The organism is Rhodopseudomonas sp. G2_2311, assembly GCF_047501505.1.
Classification (GTDB): domain Bacteria; phylum Pseudomonadota; class Alphaproteobacteria; order Rhizobiales; family Xanthobacteraceae; genus Rhodopseudomonas; species Rhodopseudomonas palustris_H.
This window is the reverse complement of the sequence record NZ_JAZDRK010000001.1, coordinates 1-17,384: the sequence shown is the minus strand read 5'-3', so window position 1 is coordinate 17,384 and position 17,384 is coordinate 1. Positions and strand designations below refer to the sequence as shown.

17 protein-coding genes are annotated in these 17,384 nt (G+C 66.0%); 7 read left to right on the top strand and 10 right to left on the bottom strand.

Features of this window, described 5'->3' with window-relative positions:
* Window positions 1-73: 73 nt before the first annotated feature.
* On the bottom strand, window positions 74-517 hold the full coding sequence (locus tag VRZ08_RS00085) for a translation initiation factor 2 (protein WP_414531189.1): 444 nt from the start codon (window positions 515-517) through the stop codon (window positions 74-76).
* 243 nt (window positions 518-760) lie between these two features.
* On the opposite strand from VRZ08_RS00085, the gene VRZ08_RS00080 reads away from it, so the two are divergent.
* Window positions 761-1,114 (top strand): hypothetical protein, encoded by a 354-nt coding sequence (locus VRZ08_RS00080; protein ID WP_119018581.1) that lies wholly within the window; start codon window positions 761-763, stop codon window positions 1,112-1,114.
* Here the strand turns inward: VRZ08_RS00080 and VRZ08_RS00075 are convergent, their stop codons facing one another.
* Both VRZ08_RS00075 and VRZ08_RS00070 read right to left on the bottom strand, forming a co-directional pair.
* Window positions 1,115-1,594, bottom strand: a complete 480-nt coding sequence (locus tag VRZ08_RS00075; RefSeq protein WP_414531188.1) for a threonine/serine exporter family protein — start codon at window positions 1,592-1,594, stop codon at window positions 1,115-1,117.
* A complete protein-coding gene (locus tag VRZ08_RS00070; RefSeq protein ID WP_164630739.1) occupies window positions 1,591-2,397 on the bottom strand; it encodes a threonine/serine exporter family protein in 807 nt (268 codons plus the stop codon). Before VRZ08_RS00070 ends, VRZ08_RS00075 begins: the two co-directional genes overlap by 4 nt.
* Before the next feature lie 220 nt (window positions 2,398-2,617).
* Here VRZ08_RS00070 and VRZ08_RS00065 point away from each other — a divergent pair, with 220 nt between their 5' ends.
* Entirely contained in the window at window positions 2,618-2,959 is a 342-nt protein-coding gene (locus VRZ08_RS00065; RefSeq protein ID WP_107346591.1) for a hypothetical protein, read from the top strand.
* A gap of 48 nt (window positions 2,960-3,007) precedes the next feature.
* Here VRZ08_RS00065 and VRZ08_RS00060 read toward each other — a convergent pair whose 3' ends face one another.
* Both VRZ08_RS00060 and VRZ08_RS00055 read right to left on the bottom strand, forming a co-directional pair.
* Complete coding sequence (locus VRZ08_RS00060) at window positions 3,008-3,466, bottom strand: FKBP-type peptidyl-prolyl cis-trans isomerase (protein WP_107344532.1); 459 nt, start codon at window positions 3,464-3,466, stop codon at window positions 3,008-3,010.
* A 177-nt stretch (window positions 3,467-3,643) separates the two neighbouring features.
* Complete coding sequence (locus VRZ08_RS00055) at window positions 3,644-6,637, bottom strand: outer membrane protein (protein WP_414531187.1); 2,994 nt, start codon at window positions 6,635-6,637, stop codon at window positions 3,644-3,646.
* A 198-nt stretch (window positions 6,638-6,835) separates the two neighbouring features.
* Here VRZ08_RS00055 and VRZ08_RS00050 point away from each other — a divergent pair, with 198 nt between their 5' ends.
* Window positions 6,836-7,183, top strand: coding sequence for a GrlR family regulatory protein (locus tag VRZ08_RS00050; protein ID WP_107355639.1), 348 nt, complete (start codon window positions 6,836-6,838; stop codon window positions 7,181-7,183).
* Window positions 7,184-7,226: 43 nt separating this feature from the next.
* Here VRZ08_RS00050 and VRZ08_RS00045 read toward each other — a convergent pair whose 3' ends face one another.
* Window positions 7,227-7,466 (bottom strand): pentapeptide MXKDX repeat protein, encoded by a 240-nt coding sequence (locus VRZ08_RS00045; protein ID WP_164572914.1) that lies wholly within the window; start codon window positions 7,464-7,466, stop codon window positions 7,227-7,229.
* A 267-nt stretch (window positions 7,467-7,733) separates the two neighbouring features.
* Between VRZ08_RS00045 and dctP the strand changes: the two genes are divergently transcribed.
* Genes dctP through VRZ08_RS00030 form a run of 3 tightly spaced genes read left to right on the top strand, consistent with a single transcriptional unit; the run spans window position 7,734 to window position 10,656 of the window.
* The gene (dctP, locus tag VRZ08_RS00040) at window positions 7,734-8,753 is read left to right on the top strand and encodes a TRAP transporter substrate-binding protein DctP (protein WP_414531186.1); all 1,020 of its coding nucleotides are present in this window, start codon (window positions 7,734-7,736) and stop codon (window positions 8,751-8,753) included.
* A complete protein-coding gene (locus VRZ08_RS00035) occupies window positions 8,750-9,301 on the top strand; it encodes a TRAP transporter small permease (RefSeq protein ID WP_414531185.1) in 552 nt (183 codons plus the stop codon). The genes dctP and VRZ08_RS00035 overlap by 4 nt, the downstream gene beginning before the upstream one ends.
* The gene (locus tag VRZ08_RS00030; RefSeq protein ID WP_414531184.1) at window positions 9,298-10,656 is read left to right on the top strand and encodes a TRAP transporter large permease; all 1,359 of its coding nucleotides are present in this window, start codon (window positions 9,298-9,300) and stop codon (window positions 10,654-10,656) included. The genes VRZ08_RS00035 and VRZ08_RS00030 overlap by 4 nt, the downstream gene beginning before the upstream one ends.
* 112 nt (window positions 10,657-10,768) lie before the next feature.
* Here VRZ08_RS00030 and VRZ08_RS00025 read toward each other — a convergent pair whose 3' ends face one another.
* The 4 genes from VRZ08_RS00025 to VRZ08_RS00010 all read right to left on the bottom strand — a co-directional run bounded on the left by VRZ08_RS00025 (window position 10,769) and on the right by VRZ08_RS00010 (window position 15,931).
* Entirely contained in the window at window positions 10,769-11,674 is a 906-nt protein-coding gene (locus tag VRZ08_RS00025; protein WP_414531183.1) for a hydroxymethylglutaryl-CoA lyase, read from the bottom strand.
* 117 nt (window positions 11,675-11,791) lie between these two features.
* Entirely contained in the window at window positions 11,792-13,807 is a 2,016-nt protein-coding gene (locus VRZ08_RS00020; protein WP_414531182.1) for an acetyl/propionyl/methylcrotonyl-CoA carboxylase subunit alpha, read from the bottom strand.
* 16 nt (window positions 13,808-13,823) lie between these two features.
* Complete coding sequence (locus VRZ08_RS00015) at window positions 13,824-15,428, bottom strand: carboxyl transferase domain-containing protein (protein WP_414531181.1); 1,605 nt, start codon at window positions 15,426-15,428, stop codon at window positions 13,824-13,826.
* Between the two features lie 197 nt (window positions 15,429-15,625).
* Entirely contained in the window at window positions 15,626-15,931 is a 306-nt protein-coding gene (locus VRZ08_RS00010; RefSeq protein ID WP_107344521.1) for an ETC complex I subunit, read from the bottom strand.
* 243 nt (window positions 15,932-16,174) lie between these two features.
* Between VRZ08_RS00010 and VRZ08_RS00005 the strand changes: the two genes are divergently transcribed.
* On the top strand, window positions 16,175-17,384 hold a 1,210-nt coding region (locus tag VRZ08_RS00005), incomplete at its 3' end, for an OpgC domain-containing protein (protein ID WP_414531180.1).

The following is a 17,384-nucleotide window of genomic DNA, read 5'->3' as shown; positions in this document are numbered from 1 at the left end:
GTTGCATCAAAAGCGTTTCTTCCAAACACTGATAGGATATGCGGCGCATAAGACGCGGATTACGTTCAATAAACTAGCTCACCGGCACCCGCGGCTTGCGATGGTGCCGGACGACCGGCGGCGGCGGTGGTGTGACCGGCTGCAGCGTCACCACGACCGGGTTGGGCTTGTGATCCATCGCGGCGCCGGTGGCGGCGTCGACGCCCATGCCGACCACGCCGCCGAGCAGCAGGTTGCCGGCAAAGCCGGCGCCGCCGCTGCCGGAGACTTCACGGGTCAGCGGGATGATCTGCGGCTCGTAGCCCTCTTTGCTCAGGCTGACGGTGATGTCGGCGTTGCGGTTGACCTCGACCACGCACGGCGTGACGCAGGAGAACGGCGCCTCGGTGCCGGCCACATCGGCCTTGGCGCCCGACGGCGTGGTCGCGATCGAAATGTTCTCCGTGGTGCCGCGCGTCACCGACGCACATCCCGACAGCAGCAACGCGGCCAGCACCGCGCCTCCCAATGACCGCATCGCAATCCCTCTGATACCGATGCTTCCAGAGCACCGTGTTGGAGGGGGATTTCAAGCCGCGGCGGGCCGCCAAAGCGGCAACTGAGACGCAGGGACAAAGCTATCTGCAGGATGTCCCCACCGCGGACGATCACGGCCGAGCTGCAGTCCGAATTTTACCGGCGATCACGCTCACATGACGCGACAGCAGCCCTATGGCAGAATCGGATACCGATCTGCATTCCGGCAAGCATTCGAGATCGCGTGGACCAGTCCCAAGCCCGAGCCATTCTGCATCTGAAAGCGGAGATCGTCCGGGTCCGCTCGTTCGGCCAGTCGCACCTCTACAAGTTCTGGGCCTTCAAGGTCGACGAGATCAGCGATCCGGTGTGGACCGATGGCGCCGCGACCACCTCCACGGTGTGGCTGACGACCGATTACGGGCTGCTCGACGGGACCGGCTACCGGGACCGCCGCAAATTCCGGATTGATCCCGGCGGGCGGGTGTCGCTGATCCAGGCCAGCAGCCACGACGGCAGCATCGTCGAGGGCCGCAATGCCGGACGGCTGGCGAGCGGCGTGGCGCGCTCGGTGGCCTGGCCCGGCACCGGGCGTTGATCAGAACTGCCGGCTCTTCAAGAGATAGGCCGGGATCGCCAGCCCCGCCCCGATCGCGCCGACGATCGACAGCACCCGCACGAACGCCTGCGAGGCCGCGACGATCTGCGCGGTCGAGGAGCCGGTGGTGTCGGCGGCGACCGCCATATAGCCGAGCATCGCCTGGCCGAAGAACGCGCCCGGCACCATCGGAATGCAGCCGGCCAGCGCCACCGCGTTGCAGGCCGGGCCGAGCCAGCGCAGCGCCAGGATCGCGGTGAACGAGGTGACGAACGCCGCCGCGAAGGTCGCGGCCTCCAGGCTGCCGCCGGTCTGCTGCACCACGGTGCGGACCGCCAGCGCCAGGGCGCCGGCAACCGCACACCAGGCCAGCGTGCGCCAGCCGAAATTGAACAGCACGCCGAAGCCGGCCGCGGCCAGCGCGCCGAACGCCGCCTGATGCGCCAGATGCGGCAGCATCGCGATCCAGTTCGCGGTCATGTGTGGATCCTCAGCACGAATTCGGCCAGCCACAGCCCGGTGACGGCGAACACCATGATCATGATCACGGTGACGGCGCGGGCGCTGCCCATGGTCGGATAGCCGTCCATCACGTCGGTCTGCGCATTGGTGGACGGCACGCCCGGCACCAGCAGCAGGATCGACGCCATCATGGCGAGCTCGGTGGTGGAGCTGCCGATCAGCCGCGCGCCGAGGCCGCCGAGCGCCGCCGAGATGCAGCCGACGATGGCGGCGACCACGAACACGTTGAAGCGGCGGCCGAGCAGCAAATGACGAACGCCCTGCCCGATGCTGGCTGCGGCCAGCACCGGCCCAAACGACAGCCAGTCGGAGCCGAGCAGCCGGCCGAACGCCGCGCAGGCGGCGCCGGTGGCGATCGCCACCAGCCACGGCGGATGCCGCGGCGTATCCTTCTGCAGCCGCTTCAGCTCGGCCTCGATCGCATCCGGCGTCATGTCGCCTTGCGAGGCGCGCTTGAGCAGCTCGCGCACCGCAAAGTCGAGCCGGTGGTTCACGCCGTGCGGGCCGATCTGCATCATGCGGGTGATGCTGTGGTGGCCGCGCGCCAGCGTGATCTCGAACGAGGCGTAGCCGGAGCGCATCCCCAGCACCTCGACGCCCAGCCCCTCCGCCACCATCCGCGCGCCCTCATGCACAACGCGCACCGACGCCCCGCTCTGCGCCAGCACCGCGCCGGCCTGCAGCGCGACGTGTGAGATCCGCGCTAGCGAATACGGATGGATCGGTTCGAGGTCGGCGGGATCGGGTTGAATCATCGTCATGGTCGGTGGCTATACAGATTGAAGTGGGGCGAAAGCAGGATTGGTCGGACAGCTGCGCTACATGGATACTAACCGCTTAACTAATCGCGGTCGCATATTACCATTTGCGCTTGATCAGTGACGGGTTAACGCCGTTGGCGTTGAACGCTTCCAATTCCGCAATGCAGGTCTATGCTCATCGCGGTCTCGGCCGCTGCTTATTCGAGGAATGGGGTTGAAGATGAAGTTACCGACATTGATCGTCGCCTGCATCGCCGCCGCTGTGGTGGTGTTCGGCGTCCGCAATTTCAAGGCAGAGCCCAACCCGAACGAGGCGACCGAACAGGCGGCGGCCAGTGCGGCTGCGGTCCCGGTCAGCCCGATCAAGACGCTGACTTCGACCTCCTGCCCGTCCGACGGCTGCCCGATCTCTTGCGAAGACGACGACACCCTGCTGTCGGCGTTCTGCGTCAGCGGCACCAAGGCCCGCTTCGCCGACACGCTCAAGCTTGCGAGCGGCAAGCTGACCGCGACCTGCGGCATGGGCGCCAGCAGCATCCTGGCCTATTGCGGGCGGCAGTAACCGCGGCAACGACGGCCCGGCGCAGGCCGGGCCATCGCATCATCGGCCTTACTTGAGGCCGAGCAATTCCACATCGAAGATCAGGGTCGCGTTCGGCGGAATCACGCCGCCGGCGCCGCGCGCGCCATAGCCGAGCTCCGGCGGAATGATCAGCGTGCGCTTGCCGCCGACCTTCATGCTGGCAACACCCTCATCCCAGCCCTTGATCACCCGGCCCATGCCGATCGGAAATTCGAACGGCTCGTTGCGGTCGACCGAGGAGTCGAATTTGCGGGTCTTGGCGCCGTTCTCGTACAGCCAGCCGGTGTAGTGCATCACGCAGATCTGGCCGCGCGCCGGCGACGCGCCGGTGCCGACCTGGGTGTCGACGATCTGGAGGCCCGACGGCGTGGTGACGGCTTTGACGGATTCGGACATGGCGGGGGTGCTCGACATCAGGGCCGCGGCGGGAGACAGCGCAACGACGGCCAAAGCCAGCACAGCGCCGGCGGGGAAAGCGAAACGCATCGGATTGTCCTTTGGGAAGATCGACGTCGGTCGCGGTGAGGCCCGGTTGTAGCCGCTCGGCGCCGATCCGACAACCAAGCGAGGTGCGGCCGCCTACCTGCCGGCCGCAGCCGGCCTCCCCGCCCCGTCACCCCAGCCGTCGAGGCCCGGCACCAAGCCCGGCCTCGATCCGACGGCTCAGTCCCCCGCGAACAATGACGGCCCGAACTTGTAGTTCACCCCGAGCGACACCGTCTGCAGTCTGTTGCTCTGCGGCGCCAGATTGACGCCATCCAATGCCGGCGTCACCGACGTGGTGAACGCCGGAGACGCCCCAAAGTCGAAGTACTTGTATTCGAGCGCCATCGACCACGACGGCGCCAGCGCGTATTCGAGACCGCCGCCGATGGTCCAGCCCCAATTGGTGCTGGTGTTCGCCAGCGTCGTGCCGCCGACGCCGACAGTGTTGAACTGATCCTGCTGGCGATCCCATGCCGCGCCGCCCTTGACGAAGAGCAGCGTGCGATCGATCGCGTAACCGCCCCGCGCCGTCAACGCGCCGATCGCGTCGATCTTGCTGCCGCAGTCGAAACCGGCCACCACAGGATCGGGATACGCGCCGAAGCAGGTGTTGGTGCCGCGGATATTCGCCCAGTTGGCCGAGGCTTCGACACCGGCGACGAGATGACCGAACTGGTAGTTCGCGCCGATCTGTCCGCCGAGCAGCGCGCCGCCGAGGTCGACCCGATCACCGGTCGTCGGGGTCGGGAACGGATCCGCATAGGTGGTGCGGCCCCAGCCCGCGCCGACGCTGGCGCCGACATAGAGCCCGGTCCAATTGACGGACACGTTCCGCGATGGCGCCTTGGTGATGCCGGCGGCCGAAGTCTCTGCCGCATCGAGATCGCCGAACTTGTACGAGGTCTGCACGAAGCCGCCGTAGCGTTCGGCGTAGAACTGCATCGGCGAGGTCGTCGCTTCTCTCGGGAAGATCGTGCTGGCGCTGTCGGTCGCGAAGTACCAATAGCGGCCGCCGACGCCGACGCTGAAACGATCGGTGACGGCGTAGGATAGGATCGCTTCGAATTGAGTGCCCCAGCCGTGGCCGACCTCCGACTGCGGATTGATGTCGGCGCGGAACCAATGATTGTCGAACCCGGCGCGATTGACGTACGGCAGATAGGCCGCATCCACTTCCAGCCGCAGCCGTTCGGTCAGCGGCGCGCGAACGTTGAGGCCGAGCGCGACGCCGCGCCAGGACTCGGTTTCGCTCAGACCGACGAAGTTGGTGGGAAACGGGACGCCACAGGTGTCGAAATCGGTCGCGATCTGCCGACAGCCGAAGCCATTGCCGGTCTGGTAGAACGAACGATAACCGACGAAGCCACCGAGTTTACGGCCGCCATCGTTGATGAAATTGTATCCGATGTCGGCGCTGCCGAAAGCCATACGGCCGTCGCGCATCTCCGAGATCGTGTTCGAGTAATTCACTTCGCTCGGAAAGTCTTCGTCGTTGAGCTGACCGTTCACGAGATGGCCGAGACCGAGATTGGCCTTGGCGAACAGACCCGAGGCGTGATCGACGCGCACGAAGGCTTCGAGCGAATGTCCGGTCTGATCGCCGTAGATCAGCCGCGAATTCAATCGGCTCGGCTGGACATTGTCGTTCAGATCCTTCTGCATCCGCCCCGAGCTGCCCCAATACCGGGTGCCGGCTTCGATCTGCCAGCCGAGCGGCAGCGCGGCGGCCTTAACGAACAGCGGCACGTCGCCGCCCGCACTGAGCGTCGGTGCGCCCGAGCCGAGCCGATAATTCAGGCCTGCCTTGACCAGATCGAGCTTCTGCTTGAAGCCGACCTCGGAGGCATTGCCGAACTGATCGACGTATGCGGTGTCTTTGGTGCCGAAATCGACGTGGTTGTATTCCACGAAGGCCGACAGGTTCGGACTCAGCGCGTATTCCAGACCGGTGCCGGTGACCCAGCCCCAGCGCGTGCCGCTTTCGGTGAAGCGGCTGGCGCTGCCTGCGCGCTGCACGTCGCTGCTGCCGGTTGCCCACGCCGCGCCGGCCTTGCCGTAAATCAACAGATTTCCCCAGGTCTGCCCAAGCCGCCCGGTGATGGTGCCGAGCGACGACAGCTCATTGTGGCAGGTGAAATTTCTCCGGGTCCCGATGTCGGTGGCGCATTTGGCGTAGCCGCCGATATCCGCTGCGGCGGCGGACGCTTCAACGCCGGCGACCCAGCGGCCGACTTGATAGTTCGCGCCGATCTGACCGCCGCCGAACAGACCGGAACTGTCGCCGCGCCCGGGGAACCCGCCCGACGTCGACGCGGCGAGCAGCGCGCCCGTTGCCGACTCCCAGTCGTTGCTACCGAAGCCGCCGCCGGCATGGACACCGAGATAGATGCCGGTCCAGCTCCACTGCGGCAGCGGAACTCCCGGGAGCGGCGCCGCGCTGACCGAGGCCGCGCCGAGCCGGTAGTTGAGGCCGACCTTCACCAGATGCGCAGTCTGGCCGATCGACACGTTCGATACGTCGCCGAACTGATCGGCCATCGTCAGTGAGCGATTGCCGAAATCCGCGTAGTTGTACTCGATCTTACCGGACAGGCCCGGCAGGAAGGCATATTCGACGCCGGCGCCGAGCAGCCAGCCGGTGCGCGTCTCGGACTCATCGAGCACATTGACGAAGTTGCCGCTGACCATCCGGCGATTGACATCAGCCCAGGCGGCGCCGGCCTTGCCGTAGAACAGTAAATCGCCTGCGGCGTAGCCGAAGCGCGCGGCGAGCGTCCACAGTTCATCGATCCGGCTGGTGCAGGCATAGGTGCCGCGCAGGCATCGTGCCAGGCCGTTGATGGAACCGAAGCTGGCGTCGCCTTCGATGCCGAGCACGTAATTGCCGAACTGGGCGTTGTAGCCGCCCTGAATGCCGGCGATCACATTGCCGCTCACGCCATGACCGTAGAAGGCCTCTCCAGCCAGCGCGGCACCGCCGCCCGAGATGCTGTTCCAGGCGCTATCCGACGCGGCGGCGCCGACGTGGCTGCCGACGTAGAAGCCGGTCCAGTTCGTGACGACAACTGCTGATGACGGAAACGGAGCAGCCGGCAGATCGGCAGCGTGCACGTCGCTGCATCCAACGGCCACGATCGCCCACACACTCAGCCACGCTGGAACCTGCTTCATCCTGTCCCCCTCGCTCGAAAAGCGCACCACCCAATCCAGGGCAAACATGATTCTGTCAGGGAACTCTACGGTCACGCGCGCATGGTGACTGAGCAGAACACAACAAAGTTCCGCAGCCGTACGCTGCCGCGCAAAACTCAGCGAAGGTTGTGAGTGCAGCCGATCTCGGTACACTTAGGTAAGGTACGGGGCAGCACGATGCGGAACGGGATGTACTCAATTCACATCCGGATGCTCGACGGCATCCGCGCCCGTTCGAACGGCGTGATCCTGCTGCGCGATGGCCGGCTGCTCGGCGGCGATCCGTATTTCTTCACCACCGGCCACTACACCGTCGCCGACGGCCGCTGGAAAGGCGAGCTGCTGACACGGCAGCACACGCCCTACAGCGAGACGCCGGGGCGACCGCTATTCTCCGGACATGACGTGACGACCGGGTTCTCCGGCAGCTTCGTTGATGATGAGTCCGAGGTGTTCGGCACGTCGCTGATCGGCAGCCGCAGCGTCAGCTTTCGCGCCACGCTGCGGCTGCTGGTGACGGACTAACCGGACGACGAACGTTCGTCGCCCTCGTCACGGGCGATGCGAACTACTTCTTCATCTGGTCCTTGGACATGCCGTCTTTGGACATGGCATCCTTCTTCATGCCGTCCTTCGCCATCGTGTCTTTCTTCATGCCGTCCTTGCTCATCGAGTCCTTGGCCATGGAGTCGTGAGCCATGCCGTCCTTCTTCTCCATCTTGTCCATTGCATAGGCGGCCGGCGCCATCGCCAGGCTAGAGGAGAACGCGGCGACCATCAGGGCGAGAACGATGCGGGTGCGGGTCATGTGATGTGATCCTTGTCGAAATCGATCGGTGCGGCGACTGCCGCCCTCCTGCTCGACGGATCGGGAACCCGGCTTGTTACGTCGCGCCGAAATAATTCTCGGTCGCAGCTATCCGGACGACGGTGGTTCGGCACCGCAACAACACCCGCGCCGCACTGCAACTAACAAAACCGGTCGCAATCGGCCCGATCGCCGCGTCTCGCCTTGACCGCTCAGCGAGCAATGCTTTAGCGATTCAGACAACAGAAAATGATCGGGAGAGAAACGATGCTGTCACGCCGCCACCTCCTCGTCTCCGCACTGGCAGCGCCCGCCGTCCTGAAATACGGGATCGGATCGGCGCAGGCGGCAACGACGCTGAAGATCTCGCATCAGTTTCCCGGCGGCACCATCGACAAAGGCGACTTCCGCGACCGGCTGTGCCGCAAGTTTGCCGACGAAGTCAGCAAGCGCTCGGGCGGCGAACTGGTCGGCGAAGTCTATCCCGGCTCGTCGCTGATCAAGACCAACGCGCAGTTCTCGGCGATGCGCAAAGGCGCGCTCGACCTGTCGCTATATCCTATGCCCTATGCCGGCGGCGAAGTTCCGGAGACCAATATCGGCCTGATGCCGGGATTGGTCTCGACTTATGAGCAAGGCCTGTCGTGGAAGACCAAGCCGGTCGGCAAGGCGCTGACCGATTTCCTCGCCGACAAGGGCATCGTGCTGGTCACCTGGGTGTGGCAGGCCGGCGGCGTCGCCAGCCGCTCCAAGGCGCTGCTGTCGCCCGACGACGCCAAGGGCCTCAAGGTTCGCGGCGGCTCGCGCGAGATGGACATGGTTTTGCAGCAGGCCGGCGCCGCGGTGCTGTCGGTGCCCTCCAACGAGATTTACGCCGCGATGCAGACCGGCGCCTGCGACGCCGGCATCACCTCGTCCACCAGCCTGATCTCGTTCCGCCTCGAAGAAGTCGCCAAGCACCTAACCTCGGGCGCCGACGCGTCGTACTGGTTCATGCTCGAGCCGCTGATGATGTCGAAGGCGATCTTCGACAAGCTGCCGAAGAACCATCAGGACATCATCCTATCGGTCGGCGCCGAGCTCGAAGCGTTCGGCAAGCAAGGCGCCCAGGCCGACGATATCGAAGTCGCCAAGGTGTATGAGAAGGCCGGCGCCAAGGTCGACAAGCTCGACGCCGCCACGGTCGAGAAGTGGGCGGCGATCGCGCGCGACACCGCGTGGAAGGACTACGGCAAGAAGACCGCGACCTGCGCCAGCCTGCTCAAGCTCGCGACCGACGCGGCATGATGCACGGACCCGTGCCGGGCCAGCCGGATCCGACCAGCGCCGCGCAGCGCGAGACCGGCGGCCCGCTCGGTCACGCACTGGCTCTGGTGAACCGCGCGATCCTGGTGCTGGCGGCGATCGCACTGGTGGTCGCCTGCGGCATCCTCAGCTACAGCGTCGCGGTGCGCAGCCTGTTCCACAGCGCGACCTACTGGCAGGATGAGGCCGCGGTGTTCCTTTTGGTCGGCGCCACCTTCCTCACCGCCGCCTTCGTGCAGAGCCAGCGTGGCCATATCGGCATCGAGGCGTTCACCGGCCTGCTGCCGCCGGCGGTGAACCGCATCCGGCTGTTGCTGGTCGACATCGCCAGCCTCGCCTTCTGCGGCTTCTTCGCCTGGAAATCCTGGACTCTGACGCATGAGGCCTATGTCGACGGCCAGGTTTCGAATTCGATCTGGTCGCCGCCGCTCGCCATCCCCTACGCGCTGATGGCCGCCGGCATGACGCTGCTGTGCCTGCAGATCGCGGTGCAGATCGTGAACTCCTTCGGCAGGATCAAGCGCGCGTGACAGTTCTCGGTATTGGTATCAGCTACGGCCTCGCTACGCTGGCGGCGATGTTCTCCGGCATGCCGATCGCGTTTGCGCTCGGCGCCGTCGCTCTGGTGTTCATGGCGATCTACATGCCGCACGCCTCGCTCGATACGGTGACGCAGAACGTCTACGAGGAAATGGCGTCGATCACGCTGCTGTCGATCCCGCTGTTCATCCTCAAGGGAGCGGCGATCGGCAAATCCCGCGCCGGCCAGGATTTGTACTCCGCTCTGCACGCCTGGCTGCATCGCGTGCCCGGCGGGCTCGGCGTCGCCAACGTGTTCGCCTGCGCGCTGTTCGCCGCGATGGCCGGCTCGTCGCCGGCGACGTGCTCGGCGATCGGTTCGGCCGGCATCCCCGAGATGCGCAAACGCGGTTATTCCGGCGGCTTCGCGGCCGGGATCATTGCGGCCGGCGGCACGCTCGGCATTCTGCTGCCGCCGTCGATCACCATGATCCTGTTCGCGGTCGCCGCCGAGAAATCGCTCGGCCGGCTGTTCCTCGCCGGCATCGGCCCGGGCCTGCTGCTGGTGGTGCTGTTCGGCCTGTATGCGGTGGTTCGCTTCCGCCGCGAATACGCGCTCGCCAAAGAGTTGTACGACCAGACCGGCCAGACCTCGCCGATCCTGACCCGCGAGACCTACACCATGGCGCAGCGCTTCGGCGCGCTGCCGCGGGTGCTGCCGTTCGTCATCCTGCTCACCGGCGTGATGATCGCGCTGTACGGCGGCTACGCGACGCCGTCGGAAACTGCAGGCCTCGGCGGCCTGCTGGCACTGCTGCTGATCGCGCTGATCTATGGGGTGTGGAAGCCTTCCGACCTGTCACCGATCATGACCTCCACCGTGCGCGAGTCGACCATGCTGATGATGATCATCGGCATGTCGCTGCTGTACTCCTACGTGATGAGCTATCTGCACATCTCGCAGTCGGCCGCCGAAGCCATCGTGGCGATGCAGCTGCCGCGCTGGGGGCTGCTGGTGGCGATCCTGGCGCTGGTGGTGGTACTCGGCTTTTTCCTGCCGCCGGTGTCGATCATCCTGATGACCGCGCCGATCATCCTGCCGCCGCTGCGCGCCGCCGGCTTCGACATCATCTGGTTCGGCGTGGTGATGACCATCGTGATGGAGATGGGTCTGATCCATCCGCCGGTCGGCCTCAACATCTTCGTCATCCGCAACGTCGCCCCCGACATCCCGCTGTCCGAGGTGATCTGGGGCACGCTTCCGTTCGTGCTGCTGATGATGTTCGCCGTGCTGCTGCTGTGCCTGGTGCCCGGCATCTCGACCTGGCTGCCGGATCTGGTGATGGGGCCGGAGAGCGCGAGGTGAGAGCACGGACCTCATCCTGAGGAGCGCGCCATTTGGCGCGCGTCTCGAAGGATGAACATCCCAAGCTCATGGTTCGAGACGTCGCTTCGCGCCTCCTCACCATGAGGCGCTTTTACGCGCGCCGTTTCTTCTTCGCATTCAGCGCATTGACGACGCGGCTGACCGGCGGGCGGCCGAGCAGTGCGGCGACGCTGTTGGTCGCGGCAATCAGCCTGTCCATGTCGACGCCCATCGGCACGCCCATGCCCTCCAGCATGTAGAGCACATCTTCGGTCGCGACGTTGCCGGTAGCGCCCGGCGCATAGGGGCAGCCGCCGAGGCCGCCGGCGGCGCTGTCGATCACGCAGGCGCCCTCTTCCAGCCCGGCATAGAGATTGGCGAGCGCCTGGCCGTAGGTGTCGTGGAAGTGCATGGCGAGCGACTGCATCGGGATCGCCTCGGCGCAGGCGCGCAGCAGCTCGCGAACTTTCTTCGGCGTGCCGACGCCGATGGTGTCGCCGAGCGAGACCTCGTAACAGCCGAGGTCCCACAGCGTCGTCGCAGCATCGACCACCGCCTGCACCGGCACGTTGCCGTCGAACGGACAACCGAGCACGCAGGAGATGTAGCCGCGGACCTTGACGCCGTCGGCCTGCGCCCGCGCCAGCACCGGCCTGAACCGCTCGATCGACCCCGCCACCGAGCAGTTGATGTTGGCGCGGGAGAATCCTTCCGAGGCCGAGGCGAACACCGCGACGACCTGCGCCCCGGCGGCGCGGGCGGCCTCATAGCCCTTCTCATTGGGCACCAGGACGTGAAACTCACCCGGCAGCTTGAGCGAGGCGCGCAGCACATCGTCGGAGCCGATCATCTGCGGGATCGCCTTCGGTGACACGAACGCGCCGACCTCGACGGTCGACAACCCCGCCGCCACCAGCGCCTCGACGAAAGCGATGCGGTCGGCGACGCTGACCGGCGTCTTCTCGTTCTGCAGCCCGTCGCGCGGGCCGACTTCGACGATGCGGATGATGTCGGTCATGCGCCCTCCACGTATTACTTCGTCTTGTCCGGCCTTGTGCCGGGCATCCACGCCTTTCACCGGATCAACGCCCGAAGGCGTGGATGGCCGGGACGAGCCCGGCCATGACGGCGGTGGTTATTCCTCTGCGTCCGGCTCGACTTCTGCGAGCTCGGCGCCTTCCTGGACGATGTCGCCGACCTTGCATTTCACCGCCGTCAGCGTGCCGGCGAACGGCGCGCGCAGGGTCTGCTCCATCTTCATCACTTCGAGCGTGAGGATCGGCGCGCCCTTGTCGAGCTTGGCGCCGGCTTCCGCGAGCAGCGCCACCACGGTGCCGGGCAACGGCGCGACGATCTTGTCTTCGCCGGTCTGCTCCTCGCTCTCGCCGCCGAACGGATCGACCAGGTGCAGCTCGAACCGGCCATGGCGCGTCCGCACGTACAGCTCGGCGCCATCGACCACGGCCTGCACGCGCGAGCGCGTTTCGCCGAGGGCCACATCAATGCCGTCGCCGGCAGCGGTCCAGGCGAAGGCAAGCTCGCGGCCAGTGATGTTCAGCGCCGACGTGCCGCCGCCATAGGTGAGTTCGATCTTGTGGTCGGTGTGGTCATGCCCCTGCCCGCGGCGGAACAGGAACGCGCGCTTGCGCCGGCCGACCGGCATCCAGCCGGAGGTCCGCCACGGCGACGCGCCTTCAGCTTTGGCGGCGTCGTCCTCGCTGCGCAGGATCGCCGCGACTGCGGCGGCGAGTTCGAGATCGCCGAGCGTGCTCGGTGCCGCGGTGAGCGCTACGAGATGGCGTTCGATGAAGCCGGTGTCGATCGCGTTGGCGCGCACTTCGGGATGCGTAATCAGCGCCGACAAGAACGGAATGTTGGTGACGACGCCGCGAACGTCGGTCTCGTTGAGCCCACGGTCAAGCCGGTCGATCGCCGCCGCACGGGTCGGCGCCCAGGCGATCACCTTGGCGAGCATCGCGTCATAGTATGGCGATACGCTGTCGCCGCCGCGATAGCCGGCGTCGATGCGCAGGCCATCGACCTCGGCCGGCGTCCGCCAGGTGGTGATCCTGCCGACCGACGGCATGAAGTTCTTCGCCGGGTTCTCGGCATAAACCCGCGCCTCGATGGCGTGGCCATTCAGCTTCAATTGGTCCTGTGTCAGCGGCAACGCTTCGCCGAACGCGACGCGAAGCTGCCACTCGACCAAATCGACGCCGCTGATCAGCTCGGTCACCGGATGCTCGACCTGCAGGCGGGTGTTCATCTCGATGAAGAACACGTCCTTGCCGTCGGAGACGAACTCGATGGTGCCGGCGCCGACGTAGTTCACCGCGCCTGCCGCACGCCGCGCGGCGGCACACACCGTCTCGCGCTGCGCTGCGTCGAGCGTCGGCGACGGCGCCTCCTCGATCACCTTCTGGTGGCGGCGCTGCAGCGTGCATTCGCGCTCGAACAGCGAGACCAGATTGCCGTGGCTGTCGCCGACGATCTGCACCTCGATATGGCGCGGATTATCGACGTACTTCTCGATCAGCAGCGTATCGTCGCCGAACGCCGCCTTGGCCTCGCGCTTGGCGCTGACGATCGCGGCGGACAGTTCGTCGGCCTTGCGCACCACCCGCATGCCGCGGCCGCCGCCGCCGGCCGAAGCCTTCACCAGCACCGGGAAGCCGATCTTGTCCGCAGCCGCGGCGAGCGTCGCCTCGTCCTGCGCCGCGCCGTGATAGCCCGGCACAAGCGGCACACCGGCCTTTTCCATCAGCGCCTTGGAGCCCGACTTCGAGCCCATCGCGGTGATCATCTGCGGCGTCGGCCCGACGAATACGAGGCCAGCATCCGCGCAGGCCTGCGCGAACTCGGCGCTCTCGGACAGGAAGCCATAGCCGGGATGCACCGCCTCGGCGCCGGTCTGCTTGGCGGCCTGGATGATGCGCTCGATGTTGAGATAGCTGTCGCGGGCCCGCGCCGGGCCGAGCAGCACGGCCTCGTCGGCCGCGGCGACGTGCTGGGCGCCGGCGTCGGCCTCGGAATACACCGCGACGGTGCGCAGGCCCATCGCGCGCGCGGTGCGGATGACGCGGCAGGCGATCTCGCCGCGGTTAGCGATCAGGAGCGTGCGGAAGCGACGATACAGGGCGGTGCTGGTCATCATCAGATCCTGATCATCACATCCGGAACAGGCCGAACTTGGTCGGCTCGATCGGCGCATTGCTGGAGGCTGAAAGCCCGAGCCCGAGCACCAGGCGGGTATCGGCGGGATCGATCACGCCGTCGTCCCACAGCCGCGCGGTCGCGTAGTACGGGCTGCCTTGCGTCTCGTATTGCGCGCGGATCGGCGAGCGGAATTCCTCCTCCTCCTCCGTGCTCCACGCGCCGCCCTTCGCCTCGATGTTGTCGCGGCGGAGCTGGCTCAGCACCATCGCGGCCTGCTCGCCGCCCATCACCGAGATCCGCGCGTTCGGCCACATCCAGAGGAAGCGCGGCGAATACGCGCGGCCGCACATCCCGTAATTGCCGGCGCCGTAGGAGCCGCCGATCACCACGGTGAATTTCGGCACATTGGCGGTCGCGACCGCGGTCACCAGCTTGGCACCGTCGCGGGCGATGCCTCCCGCTTCGTACTTCTTGCCGACCATGAAGCCGGTAATGTTCTGCAGGAACACCAGCGGAATGCCGCGCTGGCAGCACAGCTCGATGAAGTGCGCGCCCTTCAGCGAGCTTTCGCTGAACAGGATGCCGTTGTTGGCGATGATGCCGACCGGAAAGCCCCAGATATGCGCGAAACCGCACACCAGCGTCTGGCCGTACAGCTTCTTGAATTCGTCGAACTCCGAGCCGTCGACGATCCGGGCGATGATGTCGCGCACGTCGAACGGCTTGCGGCTCTCCGCCGGCACGATGCCGTAGAGCTGATCGGCCGGATACAGCGGCTCGCGCGGGGTGCGCATGTTCAGCGGCGGTCGCTGCGGCGGCTTCAAGGTGCTGACGATCTTGCGCGCGATGCCGATCGCATGGGCGTCGTTCTGCGCGTAGTGATCGGTGACGCCGGACTGCCGCGAGTGCACGTCGGCGCCGCCGAGTTCTTCGGCCGACACCACTTCGCCGGTCGCGGCCTTCACCAGCGGCGGGCCGCCGAGAAAGATGGTGCCCTGGTTGCGGACGATGATGCTCTCGTCCGACATCGCCGGCACATAGGCGCCACCCGCGGTGCACGAGCCCATCACCACCGCGATCTGCGGAATGCCTGCAGCCGACATATTGGCCTGGTTGAAGAAGATCCGGCCGAAGTGCCGCTCGTCGGGAAACACCTCGTCCTGCTGCGGCAGGAAGGCGCCGCCGGAATCCACCATGTAGATGCACGGCAGATTGTTCTGACGCGCGATGTCCTGCGCGCGCAGATGCTTCTTCACCGTCATCGGGTAATAGGTGCCGCCCTTCACCGTCGCGTCGTTGGCGACGATCATGCATTCGCGGCCCATCACGCGGCCGATGCCGGTGACGATCGAGGCCGAATGCACGTCACCACCGTAGAGGCCGTTGGCGGCGAGCGGCGACAGTTCGAGAAACGCGGTGCCGGGATCGAGCAGCAGGTCGACGCGCTCGCGCGGCAGCAGCTTGCCGCGCGCGGTATGTTTGGCGCGGGCCGCCTCGCCGCCGCCGGCAGCGACCGCCGCCAGCTTGTCGTTCAATTCGGCGACCAGCGCCCGCATCGCATCGGCATTGCGCGCGAAATCGGCCGAACCGGGATCGATCTTGGAGTGCAGCGACATGGCGTTTCCGGCAGGTTCTGACTCGCTTCGGGACCGAAGCGTTGAAGACATCGTGTCATCGCCAGGCCGCCAGGCGCAACCCTAACCTGACCCGGCGCAGCGCAGGACGCGCATAGCCGTTCGGCGCAGCCTCAGGCTTGCGCCGAGCGGTCGTCGAGGTCGCCGCGGCACCTCACGGAGCCACGGCGAATGCCGGATCAGTGGGTCCAGGGCTCGGGACGGCGGAAGGCAAAATTGTCGGCGTAGGCCGCGCGGCGGCGCGCCGGCTCCTTCGGCTCGATCACCTGATACGGAATGCCTTCCCGCTCGCAATAGGCCACCGCCTCGTCGCGGGTGTGGAAGCGCAGGCTGACCTGCTGCTGCATGTCGGACGACGAGGTCCAGCCCATCAGCGGCTCGATCATGCGCGGCTTCTCGGGCTCGTAATCGAGCTGCCATTCCCGGGTCTTGGCGGTCCCGGATTGCATCGCGTTCTTGGCGGGCTTGTAGATCCGTGCGGTCATGGAAGGGTCGAACCTGTCGGGGTGCGGCGCTGCGCCGGTTTGGTGGAAGCGGCGATCTTGGTGTATTGTTCCGCCGCGTAACGGATCGGGTCGGGATCACGTAAAGTTTTGAGGTTGGTCCCGGCCACTTGTGATTCCGTCGCCTGCGGTTTCGTTTCCTGATTTCCTATATGCCGTCCCCGGCACCCTGACAATCGTGGGGACCGGCGGGCGCCCCTCGCAACAACACGGACAATCGGCTCCATGGAAATTCAGGCCATTCTGCCCAGCAAAGGGCGCGATCTGCGGCTCGACCTGTTCCGCGGCGTCGCCAACTGGGCGATCTACCTGGATCACATCCCGAACAACGTGGTGAACTGGATCACAACCCGGAACTGGGGATTCAGCGACGCCGCCGATCTGTTCGTCTTCATCTCCGGCTACACCGCCTCGTTCGTCTACGCCAAGATGATGCTGGAGCGCGGCTTCATCGTCGGCGGCACCCGATTGACCAAGCGGGTGTGGCAGCTCTACGTCGCGCACATCGTGCTGTTCGTGATCTACATCGTGGCGATCGGCTACGTCGCGCAGCGCTTTTCCGATCCTGAGATCATCAACGAGTTCAACGTCGCCGGCCTCGTCGCCAATCCGATCGAGACGCTGCGACAAGGCCTGTTGCTGAAGTTCAAGCCGGTCAATCTCGACGTGCTGCCGCTCTACATCGTGCTGATGGGGCTGTTCCCGCCGGTGCTGTGGCTGATGCTGCGCCGGCCGGACGCGGTGATGATCGGCTCGTTCGTGCTGTATTTCGCCGCGCGTTACTTCGAATGGAATCTGCAGGCGTTTCCGGAAGGCACTTGGTACTTCAATCCGTTCTGCTGGCAGCTGTTGTTCGTGTTCGGCGCGTGGTGCGCGCTCGGCGGCACGGTGCGGTCGCGCTCGATCATCGACTCGCGCGGCATGCTGTGGTTCTGCCTGGCGTATCTGGTGTTCGCGCTGGTGATGACGATGGCCGGCCGCTTCCAGGAATTCGGCGATCTGTTCCCGCGCTGGCTGTACGACGCCTTCAATCCCAACGACAAAACCAACCTCGCCCCGTACCGCTTCCTGCATTTCGCGGTGATCGTGGTGCTGGTGATCCGGTTCGTGCCGAAGGACTGGAAGGGGCTGGAATGGCGCGGCTTCGATCCGCTGATCAAATGCGGTCAGCAGTCGCTCGCCGTGTTCTGCGTCGGCGTGTTCCTGTCGTTCGTGGCGCATTTCGAGCTGACCATGAGCTCCGGCTCGCTGCTGGCGCAGATCCTGGTCAGCGTGATCGGCATCGCTCTGATGACGCTGGTGGCCTACTACATTTCCTGGTCGAAGCAGCAGGACAAACCCGCCCGCCCCGCCGCCAAGCCCGCCACCCAGGCTGCGGCTCAGCAGCCGAGGCCGTGGCCGGAGCGACTGGCGCGGCCTGGGTGGCGGGCTTGGC